Annotated in this window: 13 protein-coding genes; 9 read left to right on the forward strand and 4 right to left on the reverse strand. The window is 68.6% G+C overall.

What is annotated here, in order from left to right:
* Positions 1–11: 11 nt before the first annotated feature.
* Together H162_RS0116910 and H162_RS0116915 are read right to left on the reverse strand one after the other, a co-directional pair.
* Positions 12–764 (reverse strand): LytR/AlgR family response regulator transcription factor, encoded by a 753-nt coding sequence (locus H162_RS0116910; protein ID WP_020654671.1) that lies wholly within the window; start codon positions 762–764, stop codon positions 12–14.
* On the reverse strand, positions 761–1891 hold the full coding sequence (locus tag H162_RS0116915; RefSeq protein WP_156885660.1) for a sensor histidine kinase: 1131 nt from the start codon (positions 1889–1891) through the stop codon (positions 761–763). The genes H162_RS0116910 and H162_RS0116915 overlap by 4 nt, the downstream gene beginning before the upstream one ends.
* A 147-nt stretch (positions 1892–2038) precedes the next feature.
* On the opposite strand from H162_RS0116915, the gene H162_RS31120 reads away from it, so the two are divergent.
* The 7 genes from H162_RS31120 to H162_RS0116950 all read left to right on the forward strand — a co-directional run bounded on the left by H162_RS31120 (position 2039) and on the right by H162_RS0116950 (position 15822).
* Positions 2039–2935, forward strand: coding sequence for an alpha/beta hydrolase (locus tag H162_RS31120; RefSeq protein ID WP_020654673.1), 897 nt, complete (start codon positions 2039–2041; stop codon positions 2933–2935).
* Between the two features lie 81 nt (positions 2936–3016).
* Positions 3017–4492: a sodium:solute symporter gene (locus H162_RS0116925; protein ID WP_026354754.1), complete on the forward strand. Its 1476-nt coding sequence runs from the start codon at positions 3017–3019 to the stop codon at positions 4490–4492.
* 29 nt (positions 4493–4521) lie between these two features.
* Positions 4522–6381 (forward strand): signal peptide peptidase SppA, encoded by a 1860-nt coding sequence (gene sppA, locus H162_RS0116930; RefSeq protein WP_020654675.1) that lies wholly within the window; start codon positions 4522–4524, stop codon positions 6379–6381.
* Positions 6382–6637: 256 nt separating this feature from the next.
* Positions 6638–7987 carry an efflux RND transporter periplasmic adaptor subunit gene (locus H162_RS0116935; RefSeq protein WP_020654676.1) on the forward strand — a complete coding sequence of 450 codons (1350 nt, stop codon included), beginning with the start codon at positions 6638–6640 and terminating at the stop codon, positions 7985–7987.
* Between the two features lie 40 nt (positions 7988–8027).
* Positions 8028–11123 (forward strand): efflux RND transporter permease subunit, encoded by a 3096-nt coding sequence (locus H162_RS0116940; RefSeq protein WP_020654677.1) that lies wholly within the window; start codon positions 8028–8030, stop codon positions 11121–11123.
* Positions 11120–14407, forward strand: coding sequence for an efflux RND transporter permease subunit (locus tag H162_RS0116945; protein WP_020654678.1), 3288 nt, complete (start codon positions 11120–11122; stop codon positions 14405–14407). Before H162_RS0116940 ends, H162_RS0116945 begins: the two co-directional genes overlap by 4 nt.
* Positions 14404–15822, forward strand: coding sequence for an efflux transporter outer membrane subunit (locus H162_RS0116950; RefSeq protein WP_026354756.1), 1419 nt, complete (start codon positions 14404–14406; stop codon positions 15820–15822). The genes H162_RS0116945 and H162_RS0116950 overlap by 4 nt, the downstream gene beginning before the upstream one ends.
* 10 nt (positions 15823–15832) lie before the next feature.
* Here H162_RS0116950 and H162_RS0116955 read toward each other — a convergent pair whose 3' ends face one another.
* Both H162_RS0116955 and H162_RS0116960 read right to left on the reverse strand, forming a co-directional pair.
* Entirely contained in the window at positions 15833–16978 is a 1146-nt protein-coding gene (locus tag H162_RS0116955) for a hemin-degrading factor (protein WP_020654680.1), read from the reverse strand.
* A gap of 20 nt (positions 16979–16998) precedes the next feature.
* Positions 16999–19233: a TonB-dependent receptor domain-containing protein gene (locus tag H162_RS0116960; protein ID WP_020654681.1), complete on the reverse strand. Its 2235-nt coding sequence runs from the start codon at positions 19231–19233 to the stop codon at positions 16999–17001.
* A 283-nt stretch (positions 19234–19516) separates the two neighbouring features.
* Between H162_RS0116960 and H162_RS35310 the strand changes: the two genes are divergently transcribed.
* Positions 19517–20341 carry a PEP-CTERM sorting domain-containing protein gene (locus H162_RS35310; protein WP_020654682.1) on the forward strand — a complete coding sequence of 275 codons (825 nt, stop codon included), beginning with the start codon at positions 19517–19519 and terminating at the stop codon, positions 20339–20341.
* Between the two features lie 236 nt (positions 20342–20577).
* Positions 20578–20754 (forward strand): transposase domain-containing protein (locus tag H162_RS33285; RefSeq protein ID WP_211223712.1); only part of this gene is annotated, 177 nt, incomplete at its 3' end.

Raw genomic sequence — 20754 nt, forward strand, 5'->3', positions numbered from 1 at the left:
CCGGTGTTTCGTCACATCGCCGACTTCACCGCGCACACATGGCGTTCGCTGACCGCCACCACGCCGCCGCCGCGCAGCAGGAGACGCCAGGCGCAGTCGCCGCTGACCTCCAGGCGCGCGATCTGGTCGCGCCGGACGATCGCGCCCCGGTGCACGCGCAGGAAGGCGCCGGGATCGAGCAGCGCCTCGAGGCGGTTGAGGGTCATCCGGTGCAGGACCGTGCGCGCGGCCAGGTGCAGCTCGACATAATTGCCGGCCGATGCGATCCACAGGATGTCGCCGACGAGGACCTGCTCGATGCGGCCGACCGAGCGCACATTGATGCGTTCCACGCGCGGCGCGCCGCCGCCATCGAGGTAGTCGCGCAGGGCCGCGCCATAGGCTTCGCGCTGGCGCAGGCGCAGCATGGCGCCGGCGCGCTCGGTGGCCTGCGCCAGCCTGGCATCGTCGAGCGGCTTGAGGAGATAGTCGAGCGCGTGGACCTCGAAGGCGTCGATCGCATGCGCGCCGTAGGCGGTCACGAAGATGACCAGGGGCGGGGCGCGCAGCTGGCTGAGCGCGCGCGCGAGCGCGAGTCCCGATTCGGCCGGCATGTGGATGTCCAGGAACACCACGTCGATGTCGTGGCTGGCCAGGGCCGAGCGCGCGGCCGCCGCGCTGTCGCATTCGGCGCAAAGCAGCCAGTCCGGATGCGCAGCCATGGCCAGGCGCAGGTTGCGCCGTCCCGGCGCCTCGTCGTCGACGATCAGGTAGCGCACGGTCATGGCTGGTCCGGGTCCGTGAGCGGCAGGCGGACCTCGGCCACGAAGCGGTCGCCCTGCGGGCCGGCCCGCAGCGATGCGGCCGGGTTCATGAGCCCCAGCCGGTCGCGCGTATTGGCCAGTCCGAGACCGGCGCCCGGATTCGCCGAAGCTGGCCCGCCCACGGGATTCGTGACCCGGATGAGCAGGGCCTCGCCCTGCCGCTCGAAGGACAGCCGGATGTCGCCCGGCCCATCGCGGCAGTCGAGATCGTGGCGCAAGGCGTTCTCGACCAGCGGCTGCAGCAGCAGGGGCGGGCACTCGACCTCGTGCAGGAGGTCGCCGTCGCCGGCTATCCGCACCTGCAGCCTGGCGCCGTAGCGCAGGCGCTGCAGTTCGAGGTAGTCGCGCACGAACTGCAGTTCCGCGGCGACGGTGACCGTATTGCGCGCGCTGGCCGACAGGGCGTAGCGCAGCAGGCTGCTCAGGCGGCCGATGCCTCCCAGCGCCAGCGTCCTGTCGCCGTCCCGCACCAGCGCGCTGATCGCGTTCAGGGCATTGAACAGGAAGTGCGGCTCGAGTTGCGCGCGCAGCGCCAGCAGGCGCTGTTCTTCCAGCGCCAGGCGCAGGTTGAGCATGTCGGTCTGGGCGCGTTGCCAGCCCAGTTCGCGCTCCCTGGCCTGCCGTCCGTAGTGGATGGCCAGGATGGCGGCAAAGGTGCCGGTGGTCGAGAACCAGCCGACCAGCAGCATCTTCAGCAGCAGCTGCCATGCCTCGTCCAGGCTGGCCACGTCCAGGTAGCCGCGCAGCCAGGCGATATACAGCCATTGGGCCGGCTGGAACACCAGCACCAGGCCGATGAAAAGCAGCACCACGTGCCGTGGGCGATCGATGAGGACCGGCCAGCGCGCCAGCGCCATGCCCAGGCCGACGCTCAGGACGATCAGCGGCACGGCGTATTCGATGAACCAGGTGAGCAGCAGGGAGGAATACGGGCTGGCGACGCCGATCCGCAGGTTGTCGCTATAGGTCTGCAGGGCGCCCAGGGCGCTGATCGCCATCCACAGGAGCACGGTCGACACGATGGTCCCGAGCGCCGGCGGGATGGCGGGAAACGGAGCGGGGAGGGGAAGGAATTGCCGTGTATTCATCGATAAAAGTATAACAGTGGCAAATATCGTCGAAAGTGCAGCCGGCGGGAGCCGTCACGCGGATCCGGCGTTTGGTCACATTCCTGCTGCCGGGCCGCCTGGCGCGCCGCACAATCGGCGCGATCCAGCCCATCCGAAGGAGGTCGTTTGAAACAGCTTTCCCGCCTGGTTTTTTCCCTGTGCTGCCTTGCCGGCGCCGCCGCCGCGGCCCCGCTCGACCCCTTCCTGCTCGAGAACACCGAGGTGCGCGACATCCAGGCCCGGGCCCTGAAGCGCGACTACCAGGTGTACGTCGCGCTGCCCGAGTCCTACCGCGGGTCGAGCCGGCGTTACCCGGTCCTGTTCGTCACCGATGCCGGCTATGCCTTCCCGGTCGTGCGCAGCATCGCCCAGCGCCTGGCCAGGCATGCCGGCATGGAGGAAGTCATCGTCGTCGGCCTGTCGTATGCCAGGGGCGACGGCGCCATCCACAGCCGCCGCCGCGACTACACGCCGACGGTGCCGCGCGGGCACACTTACCGTTCCGACATGCCGGGGCGCGCGCCCGCGTTCGGCGAGGCGGCGGCCTATGGGCGCTTCATCGCCGCCGAGGTGTTCCCGATGATCGCCGCCCACTATCGCGCCGACATGAAGCGGAAGATCTTCGTGGGCCATTCGTACGGCAGCCTGCTGGGCCTGCAGATACTGCTGGACCAGCCGCGCACCTTCGAGCACTACATCCTGGGCAGCCCTTCGCTGTGGTTCGACCGTGGCGTGATGTTCGAGCGCGAACAGGACTACGCGGCGAAGCACAGGGATCTGCCGGCGTCGCTCTACTTCGGCATCGGCGGCGCCGAGACGCTGGCGCCCGGGAAGAAGCGTTCGCGTTCGGAGGAAAACGCGGACATGGTCGCCGACCTGCGCGATTTCGACAGGTCGCTGGCGGCGCGCCGCTATCCCGGCCTGAGCACGCGGCTCGAGGTCTTCGCCGGCGAAGACCACGCGAGCGTCTTCCCCTTCGTGCTCACCCGCGGATTGCGCTCCTACCTGGGCCAGCACAAGTGAAAAGGGGCGGCCGGCCGGCGGCGACATGGATGACGCTTCGGTGTATATTGCTGGGCGAAACGACAACCCCACTGGTTCCCCATGTCTCCGGTTCTACTTTTTTGCATCCTCATCGCCTATTTCGCCCTCTTGCTCGCGGTCGCCTGGGCGACCTCGCGCAACGCCAACAACGACAGCTTCTTCATCGGTAACAAGAGCAGCAACTGGATGCTGGTCGCCTTCGGCATGGTCGGCACCACCCTGTCCGGCGCCACCTTCATCAGCGTGCCGGGCGCGGTCGGGGCCGACGGCTTCGGCTACGCCCAGATCCTGATCGGCTACGTGATCGGCTACATCGCCGTCGCCTACATCCTGCTGCCGCTGTACTACCGGCTCAAGCTGACCTCGATCTACCACTACCTCGACGTGCGCCTCGGGCGCCGCGCCTACCAGAGCGGGGCGGGCTTCTTCATCATCTCGCGCCTGCTGGGCGCCACCGCGCGTCTCTATTTAGTAGTCAATATCCTGCAGGCGATCATCCTCGACAGCCTGGGCATTCCGTTCTGGATCACCACCCTGGTCATCCTGGGCATGATCCTGATGTACACCTACCAGGGCGGCGTCAAGACCATCGTCTGGACCGACACCCTGCAAACCACCTGCATGCTGTTCGGCCTGTTCGCCTGCGTCTGGTTCCTGCTGAACGAACTGGGCATGTCGATTCCCGAGAGCCTGAACCAGATGCAGTCGCAGGGCCTGTCGCGCATCTTCACGATGGACTTCGACAGCCCCAACTTCTTCCTCAAGCAGATCCTGGCCGGCGCCTTCATCGTGCTGACCATGACCGGCATGGACCAGGAGATGATGCAGAAGACCATTTCGGTGAAGACCCTGGGCGACTCGCAGAAGAATCTCTTGAGCCTGACGGCGGTGCTGGTGGTGGTGCTGATGTCCTTCCTGTTCCTGGGCGGCCTGCTCTACCTGTACGCGCCCGCCGCCGGCGTGGCCGTCACCGGCGACAAGATCTTCCCGGCCGTGGTGATGGGCCACCTGCCGGCCACGGTGCAGATCATCTTCCTGGTCGCCCTGATCTCGGCGCTGTTCCCGAGCGCGGACGGCGCCATCACGGCGCTCACCTCCTCGTTCTGCATCGACATCCTGGGCATCAAGCGCCGCACCGACCTGAGCGAAGCGGGCAAGGAACGCCTGCGCCGCCACGTGCACCTGGGCTTCGCCTTCCTGTTCCTGCTGCTGGTGATGGCCTTCAAGGTGGCCGACAGCCCGAGCATGATCGTGGTGATCCTGAAACTGGCCAGCTATACCTATGGCCCGCTGCTGGGCCTGTTCGCCTTCGGCATGCTGACCCGCCGCACCCTGACCGACCGCCTGGTGCCGTTCGTCACGATTGGCGCACCGGTTCTTTGCGCGCTCCTTGAGTACAATCAGGAATACCTGCTCGGCTCGTATCGACTCGGGCTGGAATTGCTCATGGTAAATGGCATACTGGTCTATGCCGGCCTGTTCGCGATCTCGCAGCGCGCACAGGCCGGGGCCGGTCCGGCCGCCGTCGCCGCGTAATCCCGGCGTCACTTTCTAACGGAGTTTTGATGGCCTTCAAACCCTTCAGCGCCCTGCGGCGCGGGTTCGGCTGGTTGTGGAGCGCGCTCGACGCCACCCGCCGGACCTTCTTCAACCTGCTGTTCCTGCTGTTTATCATCCTGCTGGCCTGGATGGTCTTCGGCGGCAGCGGCGTCAAGCCACTGAGCAAGAACACGACGCTGGTGCTGGAACTGAAAGGCGACCTGGTCGAGCAGTACCAGACCACCCTGCGCGAAACCGTGCTCGACAGCGTGGGCGGCGACAGCAAGCGCACCGTGCGCCTGCGCGACGTGCTGGTGGCGCTGGACGAGGCCGCCAAGGACCCGCACATCTCCACCGTCGTGCTGCTGCTCGACGAGATGGAGGGCGGGGGCCTGGCCATGCTGCGCGAATTCGGCGCCGCGGTCGACCGCGTCAAGGCGGGCGGCAAGAAAGTCGTGGCCTGGAGCGGTCAGTACGACCAGAAACGCTACCTGGTGGCCTCCCACGCGAACGAGGTCTACATCCATCCGATGGGCATGGTGCTGATCGAAGGTTTCGGGCGCCACAAGAATTACTATCGCGACGCGCTCGACAAGCTGGGCGTGACGGTCAACCTGATCAAGGTCGGCACCTACAAGAGCTTCGCCGAACCCTACATCGCCAACGGCCCGTCGGACGCCGCGCGCGAAGCCGACAGCTACCTGTACAACGCCCTGTGGAGCGGCTATACCGGCCTGGTCGAGAAGAACCGCAAGCTGCCCGAAGGCAGCGTCGCGTCCTTCATCGAGACGCTGCCGCAGCAGATGGAAGCGGCCGGCGGCAACGCCGCCCAGGTGGCGCTGCAGGCGAAACTGGTCGACGGCCTGAAGACCCGCGACGAGGTGCGCGATCTCTTGATCAAGCGCGGCGTCTACGACGAGAAGATCAAGTCGTTCCGCCAGGTCGGCTTCTACGACTACGTGTCGCGCCACCAGCAGAAGCCCTTCGGCGACGCGGTCGGCGTGATCGTCGCTGCCGGCAACATCACCGAAGGCATCGGCGGCCCGGGCGTGGTCGGCGGCCTGACCACCGCCAACCTGATCCGCCATGCGCGCGAGGACGACCAGATCAAGGCCCTGGTGCTGCGCGTCGATTCGCCCGGCGGCAGCGCCTACGGCTCGGAGCTGATCCGGCGCGAACTGGAGCTGACGCGCGCCGCCGGCAAGCCGGTGGTGGTGTCGATGGGCAGCCTGGCGGCCTCGGGCGGCTACTGGATCTCGATGGCTTCCGACGAGGTGATCGCCGATCCGGCCACGATCACCGGCTCGATCGGGGTGTTCGCCATCCTGCCGACCGCCGACAAGGTGGGCGACAAGCTCGGCATCCATACCGATGGCGTGACCACCACCTGGCTGGCCGACGCCTACAACCCGCTGCGTCCGCTCGATCCGCGCTTCGGCAAGCTGGTCCAGAGCAGCATCAACCACGTCTACAGCGAGTTCACCACCAAGGCCGCGGCCGCGCGCAAGACCACGGTCGCGAAGATCGACGAAGTCGGGCAGGGCCGCGTCTGGACCGGCGCCCAGGCCAAGGAGCGCGGCCTGGTCGACCGTCTGGGCAGCTATGGCGACGCGCTGCAGTCGGCCGCGCGCCGCGCCAGGCTGGGCGAGGATTACCGCGTGGCCTATGTCGAGCGTCCGATCACCCGCGTCGAGCGCTTCCTGCAGCTCATGGGCGCCTCGGCGGCCCAGGCGGTGACGATCCAGGTCAAGCTCGGCCTGCTCGAAGAGGCGCTGCCGGCCGGACCGGTGGCCCAGGTGGCCGAGGACATGGCCTTCCTCTCGGAACTGGCGGACGGGCGCAAGCCGTTCGCGGCCGTCACGCACTGCCTGTGCGAGATCCCATGAAACGAAATGTAGCGACTTTGTAAGCATTTCTTACAGCGAAAAGACGGGTGCGGAAGGGATTTCGCACCCGTTTTTGTTTGTTTTGCCTGGAATTGCGCCGAACGGTGTAAATCGGCGTAAAGCCATTGCGGGGAGGAACGGTTCTGGGGCGGCGTTATGTACGTTACGAAACATAACGCTGGAAAACCCCATGCTAAAGTCGGTCGGAACAGTACTGTGCAGAACGCATACGTGCCCCGCAACGACGAGGATGGACATGAACCCCAAAGACCCGATCACCACGCCCCTGAGCCACCGGCCGCCGCGCACCCGGCGCGCCCGCATCGTCGGCACCGTCATCGCCGTGCTGGCGATGCTGGGGCTGGCGCTGCTGGCGTGGCGCCTGACGGGCGGGACCGCAGGTCCCGCCGCCGGCCGGTCCGATGCCTCGGCCGGTCCGGGCGCTGCCGCCGGGCCGGCGGCGGGCGGCCCCGGCGGCCCCGGCGGCGGACGCGGGGGCCGCGGCGCCCCGGCGACGACGGTCGGGGTGGCGACGGCGGAAAACGCCGACATCCCGGTCAACCTGGACGCGCTCGGCACCGTGGTGGCGGCGGCCACCGCGACGGTGCGGCCGCAGGTCTCGGGCGTGATCCAGAAGATCCACTTCACCGAGGGCCAGATGGTGAAGCCGGGGCAGGTGCTGGCGACGATCGACCAGCGCCCGTTCGAGATGGCGCTGCTGCAGGCGCGCGGCCAGCGCCAGCGCGACGAGGCCCAGCTGGAAAGCGCCCGCGTGACCCTGGCGCGCTTCCGCACCCTGCTGGAGCAGGATTCGATCGCGCGCCAGGAAGTCGACACCCAGGCCGCGCTGGTCAAGCAGCTCGAAGGCACGGTCATGACCGACCGCGCGGTCGAGGGCACGGCCAGGCTGAACCTGGGCTACGCATCGGTCAAGGCGCCGATCGGCGGGCGGGTCGGCCTGCGCACGGTGGACGTCGGCAACCTGGTCGGCAGCGGCGACGCCAACGGCATCGCCGTCATTACCCAGCTGTCGCCGATCGACGTCGAGTTCACGGTGCCGCAGGACCAGCTGCCGCTGATGCAGCAGCGCATCGCGCAGGACGCGAAGCTGCCCGCGACGGCGCTGGACCGCACCCGCACCGACGCGCTGGCGACCGGCGTCTTCGCCGCGCTCGACAACCAGGTGGACGTCCAGACCGGCACGGTGCGCGCCAAGGCGCGCTTCGCGAATGCCGACGGCAAGCTGTTCCCCAGCCAGTTCGTCAACCTGCGCCTGCAGGTGAACGTGATCGAGGACGCCGTGGTGGTGCCGGTGACGGCGCTGCGCCACGGAGCCAATGGCGACTTCGTGTATGTGCTGAACGCGGCCGAGCGCACGGTGGCGATGCGGCCGGTCAAGCGCGGTGCGGCGACCGTCGACAAGGTGCAGATCAGCACGGGGTTGAAGGCGGGGGAGCAGGTGATCACGGAAGGGGCGGACCGCCTGCGCGATGGCGCGAAGGTGACCTTGCCCGGGGATCGTCCGGCGGGTGCGCGGGGCCAGGGACAAGGACAGGGCACGCGTGGACAGGTCGAAGGCCGCCAGCGCCAGGGAGCGCAGCAATGACGCCCCGACGTCATCGGGGCACGGACGTGGGGTGCACGCGATGAGTCCCTCCGCACCCTTCATCCGCCGCCCGGTCGCGACCGCCCTCCTGATGCTGGCCATCGTCCTGTCCGGCCTGGTCGGCTACCGCTTCCTGCCGCTGTCCGCGCTGCCGCAGGTCGACTTCCCGACCATCCAGGTGCAGACCCTGTACCCCGGCGCCAGCCCCGAGGTGATGGCGCGCACCGTGACCGCGCCGCTGGAGCGCCAGTTCGGCCAGATGTCGGGCCTGACACGCATGAGTTCCACCAGCGCCGCCGGGGTCTCGGTGGTCACCCTGCAGTTCGGCCTCGGCCAGACCCTCGACGTGGCCGAGCAGGAAGTGCAGGCCGCGATCAATGCGGGCGGCTCGCTGCTGCCGACCGACCTGCCGGCCCCGCCGGTCTACGCCAAGGTCAACCCGGCCGACGCCCCGGTGCTGACCCTGGCGATCACCTCCGACACCATCCCGCTCACCGAAGTCCAGAACCTGGTCAACACCCGCCTGGCGCTGAAGATCAGCCAGGTCTCGGGCGTGGGCCTGGTGACCCTGGCCGGCGGCCAGCGTCCGGCGGTGCGGATCCAGGCCGATACCGAGGCGCTGGCTTCCTACGGCCTGGGCCTGGACACCCTGCGCAGCGCGATCACGGCGGCCAACGCCAACAGCGCCAAGGGCAGCTTCGACGGCCCGACCCGCTCCTATGCGATCAACGCCAACGACCAGCTGGTCACGGTCCCGGACTACAAGAACCTGATCGTCGCCTACCGCAACGGCGCCCCGGTCAAGCTGGACGAGGTGGCGACGGTCGTCGACAGCGCCGAGAACGTGCGCCTGGGCGCCTGGGCCGACATGAAGCCGGCGATCATCCTGAACGTGCAGCGCCAGCCGGGCGCCAACGTGATCGCCACCGTCGACGCCATCAAGGAACGCCTGCCCGAACTCCAGGCCGGGCTGCCGCAGTCGGTGCGCATGGACGTGCTGAGCGACCGCACCGCCGGCATCCGCGCCTCGGTCGAGCACGTGCAGGTCGAGCTGCTGCTGGCCGTGGTGCTGGTGGTGCTGGTGATCTTCGCCTTCCTGCACAGCATCCGCGCCACCGTCATCGCCAGCCTGGCGGTGCCGATCTCGCTGATCGGCAGCTTCGGCGTCATGTACCTGCTCGGCTACAGCCTGAACAACCTGTCGCTGATGGCGCTCACGATCGCCACCGGCTTCGTGGTCGACGACGCGATCGTCATGATCGAGAACATCGCGCGCTACCTCGAGGAGGGCGAAAAGCCGATGGACGCCGCGCTCAAGGGCGCGACCCAGATCGGCTTCACCATCATTTCGCTGACCGTCTCGCTGATCGCGGTCCTGATCCCGCTGCTGTTCATGGGCGACGTGGTGGGCCGGCTGTTCCGCGAGTTCGCGGTCACCCTGGCGATCACGATCCTGATCTCGGGCGTGGTGTCCCTGACCCTGGTGCCGATGATGTCGGCGCGCTGGCTGCGCAGCCATGAGGACGAGCACCCGGGCCGCTTCGCCCGCAAGACCCAGGCCTTCTTCGACCGCGTGATCCAGCGCTACGACCGCTCGCTCGACTGGGTGCTGATGCGCCAGGGCCTGACCCTGGTGGTGGCGCTGGGCACCCTGGTGCTGACCGCGCTGCTGTGGGTGGTGATCCCGAAGGGCCTGTTCCCGACCCAGGACACCGGCCAGCTGCAGGCGCGGCTGCAGGCGCGCCAGTCGATCTCCTACCAGGAGATGGCGAAGCTGCAGCAGGCCGCCGCCAGGGAGATCCTGGCCGATCCGGAAGTCGCCTCGCTCAGCTCCTACGTGGGCGTGGACGCCGCCCACAACACGATGCTGCATACCGGGACCATGCTGATCAACCTGAAGGCCGACCGCGGCGACCAGGATGACACCATCGCGCGCCTGCGCGACCGGGTGGCCAGGGTGCCGGGCGTGACCCTGTACCTGCAGCCGACCCAGGACCTGACCATCGACGCCGAGAGCGGCCCGACCCAGTACCGGGTCTCGCTCGAGGGCGCCGACAGCGCCACCGTGCATGAGTGGGCGCACAAGCTGGTGCAGCAGATGCAGACCCGCAAGGAACTGCGCAATCCGGTCACCGACGCCGGCGCCACCGGCGCAGCGGCCTTCATCGACATCGACCGCGACACCGCCTCGCGCCTGTCGATCACGGCGGCCTCGATCGACGACGCGCTGTACAGCGCCTTCGGCCAGCGCATCGTCTCGACCATCTTCACCGAGACCAACCAGTACCGCGTGATCCTGGAAGCCCGCCAGGACGAGGCGATGTCGCTCGACGCGCTCTCGCGCCTGCAGCTGCGCACCGGTTCCGGCCAGGCGACGCCGCTGTCGGCGGTGGCCACCATCAGCGAGCGCGAGGCGCCGCTGCAGGTCACCCACGTGGCCCAGTACCCGGCCGCCACCGTCGGCTTCGACACCGCGCCCGGCGTCAAGCTGGGCCAGGCGGTGGATGCGATCCGCGAAGCCGCCGAAGCGATCAGGATGCCGGCCTCGGTCAGCCTGAGCTTCCTGGGCGCCTCCGGCGCCTACCAGGCCTCGCTGTCGAACCAGCTGTGGCTGATCCTGGCGGCGGTGGTGTGCGTCTACATCGTGCTGGGCGTGCTGTACGAGAGCTACATCCACCCGTTGACCATCCTGTCGACCCTGCCGTCGGCCGGCGTCGGCGCGCTGCTGGCGCTGTGGGTGACCGGGCAGGGGCTGGGGGTGATCGGCATCATCGGCATCATCCTCCTGATCGGCATCGTCAAGAAGAACGCGATCATGATGATCGACTTCGCGATCGAGGCCGAGCGCGACCAGGGCAAGACGCCGCTCGACGCGATCCGCCAGGCGGCGCTGCTGCGCTTCCGCCCGATCCTGATGACCACCCTGGCCGCGCTGTTCGCCGCGATCCCGCTGATGCTGGGCTGGGGCGAGGGCGCCGAGCTGCGCCGGCCGCTGGGCCTGGCCATCTTCGGCGGCCTGATCGTCAGCCAGCTGCTGACCCTGTACACCACGCCGGTGATCTACCTGGCCTTCGACCGCACCGCACGGCGCTGGACCGGCAAGGCGCCGAACAAGCCACGCGAGGCCGGCGCATGAACCTGTCCCGCCCCTTCGTCGAGCGCCCGATCGCGACCGTCCTGCTGACCCTGGGGATCGCGCTGGCCGGCATCGCCGCCTTCTTCGTGCTGCCGGTGTCGCCGCTGCCCCAGGTCGACTACCCGACCATCTCGGTGTCGGCCTCGCTGCCCGGCGCCAGCCCGGAAACGATGGCCTCGAGCGTGGCCACGCCATTGGAAAGGCGCCTGGGCGTGATCGCCGGCGTCAACGAGATGACCTCGAGCAGCAGCACCGGCTCGACCCGGGTCAGCCTGCAGTTCGACCTGAACCGCAAGATCGACTCGGCCGCGCGCGAGGTGCAGGCCGCGATCAATGCCGCGCGCGCCGACCTGCCTTCCACCCTGCGCAGCAACCCGACCTACCGCAAGGCCAACCCCTCCGACGCCCCGGTCATCATCCTGGCGCTGACCTCGAAAACACGCACCCCCGGCCAGATCTACGAATCGGTGTCGAACCTGGTGCAGCAGCGCCTGGCCCAGGTCAAGGGCGTGGGCGAGGTGGAGATCGGCGGCGGCTCGCTGCCGGCGGTGCGGGTCGAGCTGCTGCCGTATGCGCTGAACCGCTACGGCGTCTCGGCGGAAGACGTGCGCGCCGCGATCCAGGCCAGCAACCCGAACCGCCCGAAGGGCGCGATCGAAGGCAACGGCACGCGCCTGCAGATCTATTCGCAGCCGGCGCGTACTGGCACTGGCAACGGCGACGGCCGCAGCGCGGCCGACTACCGCGACCTGGTGGTGGCCTGGCGCGACGGCGCGGCGATCCGCCTGAGCGACGTGGCCGACGTGATCGACGGACCCGAGAACATCAACACCCTGGGCCTGTTCAATGGCCAGCCGGCGGTGATCGTGCTGGTCACGCGCCAGCCGGACGCCAACGTGATCGAGACCGTGGACGGCGTGCGCGCACTGCTGCCTTCGCTGCAGGCCCAGCTGCCGGGCGACGTCGCGCTGCAGGTGGCCTCGGACCGCACCAGTTCGATCCGCGCCTCGCTGCACGAGATCGAGTTCACCCTGATCCTGTCGGTGGTGCTGGTGGTGCTGGTGGTGAGCGTGTTCCTGCGCAGCGTGCGCGCGACCGTGGTGCCGGCGGTGGCGACCGTCGTGTCCCTGCTGGGCACCTTCGGCGTCATGCACCTGCTCGGGTTCTCGCTCAACAACCTGTCCCTGATGGCCCTGACGATCGCCACCGGTTTCGTGGTCGACGACGCCATCGTGGTGCTCGAGAATATCTCGCGCCACCTCGAGAACGGCATGGACCGCATGCAGGCGGCGCTGCTGGGGGCGCGCGAAGTCGGCTTCACGGTGCTGTCGATCAGCCTGTCGCTGGTGGCGGTCTTCATTCCGCTGCTGTTCATGGGCGGGCAGGTGGGCCGGCTGTTCCGCGAATTCGCCGTCACCCTGTCGGTGGCGGTCCTGATCTCGCTCGTGATCTCGCTCACCACCACGCCGATGATGTGCGCCTGGCTGCTGCGCCGCGACGACAGGGAGCGCAAGCCGGGACGCCTGGCGCGCTGGTCCGAGAAGGGCTTCGGCAAGCTGCTGCGCGCGTACGAGCACTCGCTCGACTGGGCGCTCGACAGCAAGCTGCTGGTGATGATCATCCTGGCCTTCGTGGTCGGCCTGAACGTCTACCTGTTCGCGGCCGCGCCCAAGGGCTTCTTCCCGCAGCAGGACACCGGACAGATCAGCGGCGGCATCCGCGCCGACCAGAGCATCTCGTTCCAGGCCATGCAGGCCAAGATGCGCCAGCTGGTCAACATCATCAAGGACGACCCGGCGGTCGACACCGTGGTGGGATTCACGGGCGGCGGGCGCGCCGGCGGCGGCTTCATGTTCATCAACCTGAAGCCGGCCGACCAGCGCACCGAGGCCGGACAGGCCGTGATCGCGCGCCTGCGTCCCAAGCTGGCCAAGGTCACCGGCGTGTCGATGTTCCTGAACCCGGTGCAGGACCTGCGCATGGGCGGGCGCTCGTCGAATTCGACCTACCAGTACACGCTCAAGAGCGACAACGCGGCCGACCTGAAGCTGTGGGCCGCGCGCCTGGCCGAATCGATGAAGCGCCAGCCGGCCCTGGTCGACGTCGACACCGACCAGGCCGAGAACGGCGTCGAGACCTTCGTCACCATCGACAAGGAATCCGCGGCGCGCGTGGGCATCAGCACGCGCGACGTCGACAATGCGCTGTACAACGCCTTCGGCCAGCGCCAGGTCGCGAATATCTACGATGAGCTGAACCAGTACCACGTGGTGATGGGCGTGGCGCAGCGCTACGCGCAGTCGCCGGAAGCGCTGCGCGACGTCCATGTGCCGGCGCGCGCCAGCGCCGGCGCCACGACCACGACGACGGCCACCACCACGACCACCACTGCCAGCGGCACGACGGGCACGACTGGCACGCCGGCGACGCCCTCGAACCTGACCGCCGCGCGCGATCCGTCCAGCGGGCAGGCGCTGGCCAGCTCGATGGCGACCATGGTGCCGCTGAGCGCCATCGCCAGCTTCGCCGAAAGCTCGACCCCGACCTCGGTCAACCACCAGGACGGCGAGCTGGCCACCACCGTGTCGTACAACCTGGCCGACGGCGCCAACCTGGAAGACGGCCAGGCCGCGGTGCGCCAGGCCGAGGCCGACATCGGCATGCCGACCAATGTGCGCGGCAGCTTCCAGGGCACGGCCAAGGCCGCGCAGGAATCGAACCAGCAGCAGCCGCTCCTGATCGCGGCGGCCATCATCGTGATCTACATCGTGCTGGGCATCCTGTACGAAAGCCTGGTGCACCCGGTGACGGTGCTGTCGACCCTGCCGTCGGCGGGCGTCGGCGCGGTGCTGGCGCTGCTGCTGTTCAAGATGGAGTTCTCGATCATCGCGCTGATCGGGGTGTTCCTCCTGATCGGCATCGTCAAGAAGAATGCGATCCTGATCATCGACTTCGCGCTGGAATCCGAACGGGCGCGCGGCCTGTCCCCGATGGAAGCGGTGCGCGAAGCCTGCCTGCTGCGCTTCCGCCCGATCCTGATGACCACCCTGGCCGCCGCCCTCGGCGCGCTGCCGCTGGCGATCGGCTTCGGCGAAGGCTCCGAACTGCGCCGCCCCCTGGGCATCGCCATCATCGGCGGCCTGATCGCCAGCCAGTTGCTGACCCTGCTCACCACGCCGGTGGTCTACGTCCTGCTCGACAAGCTGCGCACCCGCAGCCCATCCGAGCGCGAACTGACCCGCCATCCGCTCGACGGCGAAGCGCCGGCCCCTGCCAAACCATGAAGCCCATGCGAATCTCTCTTATTTTCCGCCTGCCAGCGATGGCGCTCGCCGCCAGCCTGGCGGCCGGCTGCGCCGTCGGTCCCGCCTACCAGCGCCCCACGGCGCCCGAACCCGCCGCCTTCAAGGAAGCACAGGGCTGGGTTCCCGCCGCCCCGGGCGACGCCCTCGAACGCGGCCCCTGGTGGACCCTGTTCGACGATGCGGAACTGAACCGGCTGGCGGAGCGCGCCGCGAGCGCGAACCAGGAGGTCGCGGCGGCGGTGGCCAACTACGAGCAGGCGCGTTCGCTGGTGGCGCAGGCGCGCGCCTCGCTGTTCCCGACCGTGTCGCTGGGCGCGGGCGCGGACCGCGCCGGCGGGGGCGAGCGCTCGCCGTCGAACCAGTACCGCGTCTCGATCGGCGGCAGCTGGGAGCCGGACCTGTTCGGACGGCTGCGCAATTCGGTGGCGGCGCAGCGCGCCAGTGCCGAGGCGACCGCCGCCGACCTGGCCAGCGCGAGGCTGGCGGTGCAGGGCGAGCTGGCCACCAATTATTTCGCGCTGCGCCAGGCCGACGCCCAGCGCGCGCTGCTGGCGACCACGGTGGAGGGCTACCAGCGGGTGCTGCAGATCACGCAGAACCGCTTCGATGCGGGCATCGCGGCCAGGTCCGACGTGCTGCAGGCCCAGACCCAGCTGGCCAATGCCCAGAGCGAGGCGCTGAGCCTGGAACGCCAGCGCGCCCAGTTCGAGCATGCGATCGCGGTGCTGGTGGGCAGCGCCCCGGCCGACTTCGCGCTGGCGGCCACGCCGTGGCAGGTGGTGGTGCCGGAGGTGCCGGCCGGCGTGCCTTCGCTCCTGCTGCAGCGGCGTCCGGACATCGCCGCGGCGGAACGCGACGTGGCGGCCGCGAATGCCGACATCGGCGTGGCGCGTTCGGCCTACTTCCCGAGCTTCGGCCTGACGGCTTCGTATGGCAATACCGCGAGCCGGGTCGGCGACCTGTTCTCGGCCTCGGCGGCGGCCTGGTCGTTCGGCCTGTCGGCGGCGCAGACCCTGTTCAACGCGGGCGCCACGCGCGCCGGCGTGGCCGGCGCCGAGGCGCGCCACCAGGCCGCGGTGGCGCGCTACCGGCAGACCGTTCTGGGCGCCTTCGCCGACGTCGAGGACCAGCTCGCGGCCACCCGCGTGCTGGCCCTGCAGCAGGACCTGCGGCGCCAGGCGGCCGAGGCGGCCGGGCTGGTCGAGGAACAGATCCTGAACCGCTACAAGGCGGGGCAGGTGAGCTACACCGAGGTGGTGCAGGCCCAGGTCACGGCGCTGTCGGCGCGCCGCGCGCTGGTGCAGGTGCAGGCCGACCGCCAGACCTCGGCGGTGGCCCTGATCCAGTCCCTGGGCGGGGGCTGGCGCGCCGACCAGTTACATGCGGCGCGCTGAGCGGCGCAGCTCAGGCCTTCGGCAGCGCCGCGGCCAGGTCCAGCCAGCCCTGCGGCAGCTCGCCCTTCTTGCGCACGCCGAAGAAGGTCACCACCAGCTCGCCGTTGGTGTCGAAGAACTCGACCGAGGTGACGCCGGCGCGCTTGGCCACGTAGCCGCTGCGCAGCGCGCTGTCGCGCAGGTGCAGGTTGAAGTTCGGATCCAGCACGTTGAACCAGCCCTCGGAGGCGGCGACCTTGTTGATCTTGCCGCTGTAGATCTGGGTGATCGCGCCGTTGCCCACGAAAGCCATGATCTCCACCTGCCGGCTGGCCGCCTGTTCGAGCAGCTGGCGCACCGCGCCCGGCGTCACCTTCGTCACCACGCCGCCCGGGGCCAGGCGCATGGCCTGCTCGCGGGTCATGCCGAACTCGGTGACGATGCGGTTGAACTGGTGGACGTCGCTCATGTCCTTCCAGGCTTCGTGGAATTCCTTGACGTCGATCGCGCTGTCTGGCTTTTCGGCCGCCTTCGGCTTTGCTGCAACGATGGCCGGTTTCTCCTGCTGGCGCGGATGCCGGAAGTCCTGGACCAGCTTGTCGAACACCGGGATGGCGGCGTCCTCCTTCACGTAGACCTTGTGCACCGCATTGCCGTTCTCGTCGAAGAACTGCAGGCTGCGGCTGACCGCGCCGTCGCGTCCCGGCTGGGTGACGGCGAAGGCGTGCTTCCACTTGACGAACTGGAAGCGCAGGTCGATCTCGCCGCCCAGGTAGCCGCCCGCGATGTTCAGCATGCGCGCTTCGCGTTCGGGGTCGTTGGCCGCGCCCGGCGCCGGGTCATCCTTCGGCTTGACGCGCATGGCGACGCCGGTGGTCTCGATCACGCCGTTCTCGTTGCGGCTCAGGGCCATGACCTTGCCCAGGTCGAGCGCGCGGCGCATGATCTCGCGCGGCGCATGGTCGGTGTCGCGCAGGCGCACAACGGTGCTGCCGATGCCGGTCGCCAGCAGCTCGGCTTCGGACACCTGGAGCTGGCGCGCGGCGTCGCGGATCTGGAGCCGCGGCTGCTGCGCGCGCAGCGTGTTCCATTGCTCGGTCAGGGCCGGCGCGGCGGCATGGCTGTGGGTGAAGGCCAGCGCGATCGCGGCGGCCAACAGGTAACGGGGTGCTTTCATAGTCTCTCTCCTCGGGGTGGTTAGTACATCAGTTTGAATGTGACGGCCGCATAGCGGCCCGGGCGCGCCTGGCGCTCGATATCGGCGGCGGCGAGCGCCGTGGTGCCGGCCGGCAGGCCGCGCGACGATGCGTAATCCCAGTACTTCCTGTCCGCCAGGTTGTAGATGCCGGCGGTGAGGGCGGCGCGCGCGCCGATATTCCAGTAGGCGGTCAGGTCCATCACGGTGGCCGAGGGCACTGCGAAACGCGGCTGGGTCACGCCCGCGATCACGTCCGGGGCGGCCTGCCTGGCGTCCACGTGGACCACGGCGAAGGCCGCGCCGCCGCGCCTGGCCGGGTCGTCCCAGGCGGCGATCAGGCTGGTCTTCTTCGGCAGGGTGGAGGCCAGTTCGCCTTTCGCGCCGGTGCGGATGTTGCGCGCCTTGCTGTGCTGGACGCCGCTGGCCAGGGTCAGGGTGGCGCCGGCCAGCGGCGCCGACCAGGCGCCGAGGTCGGCCTCGGCGCTCAGCTCGGCGCCCCAGGTGCGCGCGTTGCCGACGTTCTCGGGCCGGAACAGGCCGGAGGTGATGGTCGGGAAGTTGACCGGATCGGCCGGCTGGGCCGCGTACTCGATGAAGTTCTTGTAGCGCGTGTCGAACAGCGCGCCGTGCAGGCGCAGGCCGCGCGCCGCATTGCCCTTCAGGCCCAGCTCGAAGGCGTTGCTGGTTTCCTTCTCCAGGTCGGCGTTGCCCAGCACCGCATAGCCGTTGCCGGCCCCGGTATAGCTGAACGAATCGTAGGTGCCGGTGCGCTCGGCCGCGGTCGGCAGGCGGGTGCCGCGGCTGTACTGCAGGTAGGCGTCCAGGCCGGGGCGCAGCTGCGCCTGCAGGATCAGGCTCGGCGTCAGGTAGCTATCGGTTTCCTTGCGCAGCTCGCGGCGGGCGTTGGGGATGGCGGGAGCATAGCCGGCCACGCTGGCGGGTTTCATCTCGCGCCAGGTCGTGCGCAGTCCCGGCATCAGCGACAGCCAGCCGTTCAGGGCCAGGTCGCCGCGCACGAAGGCCGACAGCTTGAGCGTGTCCATGTCGGCCATCCGGTTCTTGGTCGTGACCTGGCGCGCGCCGGTGGCCAGGATGGTGCGGTCCTCGCGCCATGGCCGCCTGGTTTCCAGGTCCTCGACGCTGAAGCCGTATGCGATCTCATGGCGGCCTACGCGCTTGCTGGCGTTGCTGGCGAAGCCCACGCTGCGGTTCTCGTAGCTGGTCGCGATGTTGCGCAGGGCGGGCTGGCCGAACAGGTAGCGCGCGCTGGTGAGGTCCTCCACCTCTGCATCCTGGAGATAGATGCGGGTCTCGAGGCTGTCGAACCACGCGCCGGCGCCGGCGTAGCGGTGGTCGATGCTGGCGCGGTCGCGGCGGGTACGCGAGGCCTGGGTGGCGCCGTCCGGATACAGGGCGCCCTGCTTGTTGTCGAATGCGCGGTCGTGGCGGGCGCGGAAGGCGTCGATGGTGGCCGTGAAGTGGTGACCGGCCCATGGCGACCAGCTCAGCTTGGCGAGCAGGGCGTCGGAATCCCAGTCGTCCAGGTTCGCGCGGGCGCTGCCCTTCGTGTCGGCCTGGTTGCCGTCGCGGTGCACCAGCACCGCCAGCGCCTTGAGCGCGCCCGACTGGGCGGCGCCGGTCAGGGCGTGCATGCGCATGTCGGTCGAGCGGTCCGAGCCGAACTTGTACTCGGCATACACGGGACGCTGCGCGCTGACGTAGTCTTCGGGCGCTTTCGTGACGAAGCTGACGCTGCCGCCCAGGCCCTGGGTGCCGGGGCCGCTCGGCGCGGTGCCGGAGACGATGCTGATCGAGCGGAAGGTCTCGGGGTCGAAGTAGTCGCGGCCGACGCCGAAGGCGTTCAGGGTCGAGGCGTCCGGCTTGGGCGCGGCATCCGGCAGTTCGATCCCGTCCAGGTCCAGTCCCACCCGGTTGCCTTCGACGCCGCGCACGTTGAAGCCGGTGTTGCCCGCGCCATCCCAGATGTTGCCGCTGCCGCTGGCTGCGCCGGGCACGCTGACCAGGGGCGAATAGCGCGCCATGTTCTGCATGTCGGCGACGCCTTGCCGCGCCAGGGCCTCGGCGTCCAGCACCGTCACGGTGCCGGCCTTGTCGAGGCGCTGGCCGGTGACGACCACGGTATCGGGAGCGGCGGATTGGGCATGCGCCAGGGAGCCCAAGGCGCAGGCCAGCAGGGTCGGGAGGTGTCGCAGGCCGGGAAGGGAGGCTGCCATAGTGTTCCAGTCAAAGTCGTTTCATCACGCCGCCGCGCCGCACAGCGGCAACGGACGGCACCCATGCCAAATAATGAGAATGATTCTCATTCGCAGAAGTGGATATTGAATGATAATGATTCTCGTTTGCAATAAGGAAAGTTGTATTTTTTTGTATTGACGACCCAAGGGCAGGGGCCCGGCCGGCGCCGCAGCCATGATCCAAAAAGTCTGAATCTCCTCAATTTCTTGGTGGTATTATTCTTTCGATAAAGAAATTCGCCGATTCCTTCGAGGAGCCCTCATGCGCGTACCGGTTCATTCACTGATCGTCCTGGCCGCCTTCGGCGCCGGGGCCGCCCAGGCGGGCACGGTCATCGTCACTCCCGCCGACATGGTGAAGACGCCCACCATGAATGCCTGGCAGATGACGAACTACCGCGACGTCAGCACCGGCCACGCGTCGACCACGCTTGCCGAGATCAATGGCCAGAACGCACGCAACGGCAAGGGGTCGGTCGAGATGTCGCTGACCAGCGGCAGCGGCAAGGCCGACTTCGTCTACAACTGGGGTTTCGTGGATGGCCGCACCCTGGGCAGCCTGAACGGATTGCGCTTCGACTGGTACCGCGCCGGCGGCGGCAGTGCGCCCGCCCACCTGGCGCCGGCCTTGCGCCTGGTGTATGACATGGACGGCTCGGCGGCGACGGCGGCCGACCGTGGCTACCTGGTCTGGGAGCAGGCCTATAACGGCGCGACGGCGAGCGACGCCTGGGTCAGCAGCGACATCATGGGCGGCAACTTCTGGCAGCGCCAGCAATCGCCGGGCCATACCGTCGAACACTACGGCACTACGCTGGCCGAATGGATCGCCGGACCGCGTCCGGGCGATGCCGACCAGCTGAGCGCGAGCAGCGCCATCCTCGGGATCGAGTTTGGCATCGGTTCGGGATGGAACGGCAGCTTCCGCGGCTACGTCGACATGCTGAGCGTCGGCTTCGCCGGTCAGGGCAGCACCACTTTCAACTTCGAGACCGCACCGCCGGCCGGCGTGCCGGAACCGGGCAGCCTTGCGCTGCTGGGCCTGGGCATGCTGGGCCTGGTTGCCGGGCGCCGCAGGCGCGGCTGAACCTCGGGCCGCCCACGGCCGGCCTTGTCCACGGCTTGGCGACGGCCGGCCAGGGTCAGAGTCGAATTAACAGACAACTTTTATAAGTTTCCGTTAATTCAATTCCGACCCTCCTGTTTTTCAGCCAGGCTCAGCACTTCCATAATGAGGGTCAGAGTCTAATGCGGTTAAGTTAAGCCGCCTTTGATCATTTGGCTGTTGTAAACGTGTAGCGGCTCTGTTAACCTGCGGTTCCGATGCTAGCCGATACCCTCCCACTTGTAACCGCAGATCTTCCCGCTCCTGATTGGCAACGGCTGGGTGAGCATCTGCCAGTTGAGTGGATCGAGCAGGCGCTCAGCCATACAGGTAAGGCGAGCATTCGACGAAGACGTTTGCCAGCACAGCAGGTAGTGTGGTTGGTCATTGCGTTG

It is taken from the genome of Massilia niastensis DSM 21313, from assembly GCF_000382345.1.
Taxonomy (GTDB): Bacteria; Pseudomonadota; Gammaproteobacteria; order Burkholderiales; family Burkholderiaceae_D; genus Telluria; species Telluria niastensis.

Bases quoted from the DNA above. Each gene is read 5' to 3' on its own strand.
- H162_RS0116910 (WP_020654671.1), bottom strand. From the start codon at position 764: ATGACCGTGCGCTACCTGATCGTCGACGACGAGGCGCCGGGACGGCGC.
- H162_RS0116915 (WP_156885660.1), bottom strand. From the start codon at position 1,891: ATGAATACACGGCAATTCCTTCCCCTCCCCGCTCCGTTTCCCGCCATC.
- H162_RS0116925 (WP_026354754.1), top strand. From the start codon at position 3,017: ATGTCTCCGGTTCTACTTTTTTGCATCCTCATCGCCTATTTCGCCCTC.
- sppA (WP_020654675.1), top strand. From the start codon at position 4,522: ATGGCCTTCAAACCCTTCAGCGCCCTGCGGCGCGGGTTCGGCTGGTTG.
- H162_RS0116935 (WP_020654676.1), top strand. From the start codon at position 6,638: ATGAACCCCAAAGACCCGATCACCACGCCCCTGAGCCACCGGCCGCCG.
- H162_RS0116940 (WP_020654677.1), top strand. From the start codon at position 8,028: ATGAGTCCCTCCGCACCCTTCATCCGCCGCCCGGTCGCGACCGCCCTC.
- H162_RS0116945 (WP_020654678.1), top strand. From the start codon at position 11,120: ATGAACCTGTCCCGCCCCTTCGTCGAGCGCCCGATCGCGACCGTCCTG.
- H162_RS0116950 (WP_026354756.1), top strand. From the start codon at position 14,404: ATGAAGCCCATGCGAATCTCTCTTATTTTCCGCCTGCCAGCGATGGCG.
- H162_RS0116955 (WP_020654680.1), bottom strand. From the start codon at position 16,978: ATGAAAGCACCCCGTTACCTGTTGGCCGCCGCGATCGCGCTGGCCTTC.
- H162_RS0116960 (WP_020654681.1), bottom strand. From the start codon at position 19,233: ATGGCAGCCTCCCTTCCCGGCCTGCGACACCTCCCGACCCTGCTGGCC.
- H162_RS35310 (WP_020654682.1), top strand. From the start codon at position 19,517: ATGCGCGTACCGGTTCATTCACTGATCGTCCTGGCCGCCTTCGGCGCC.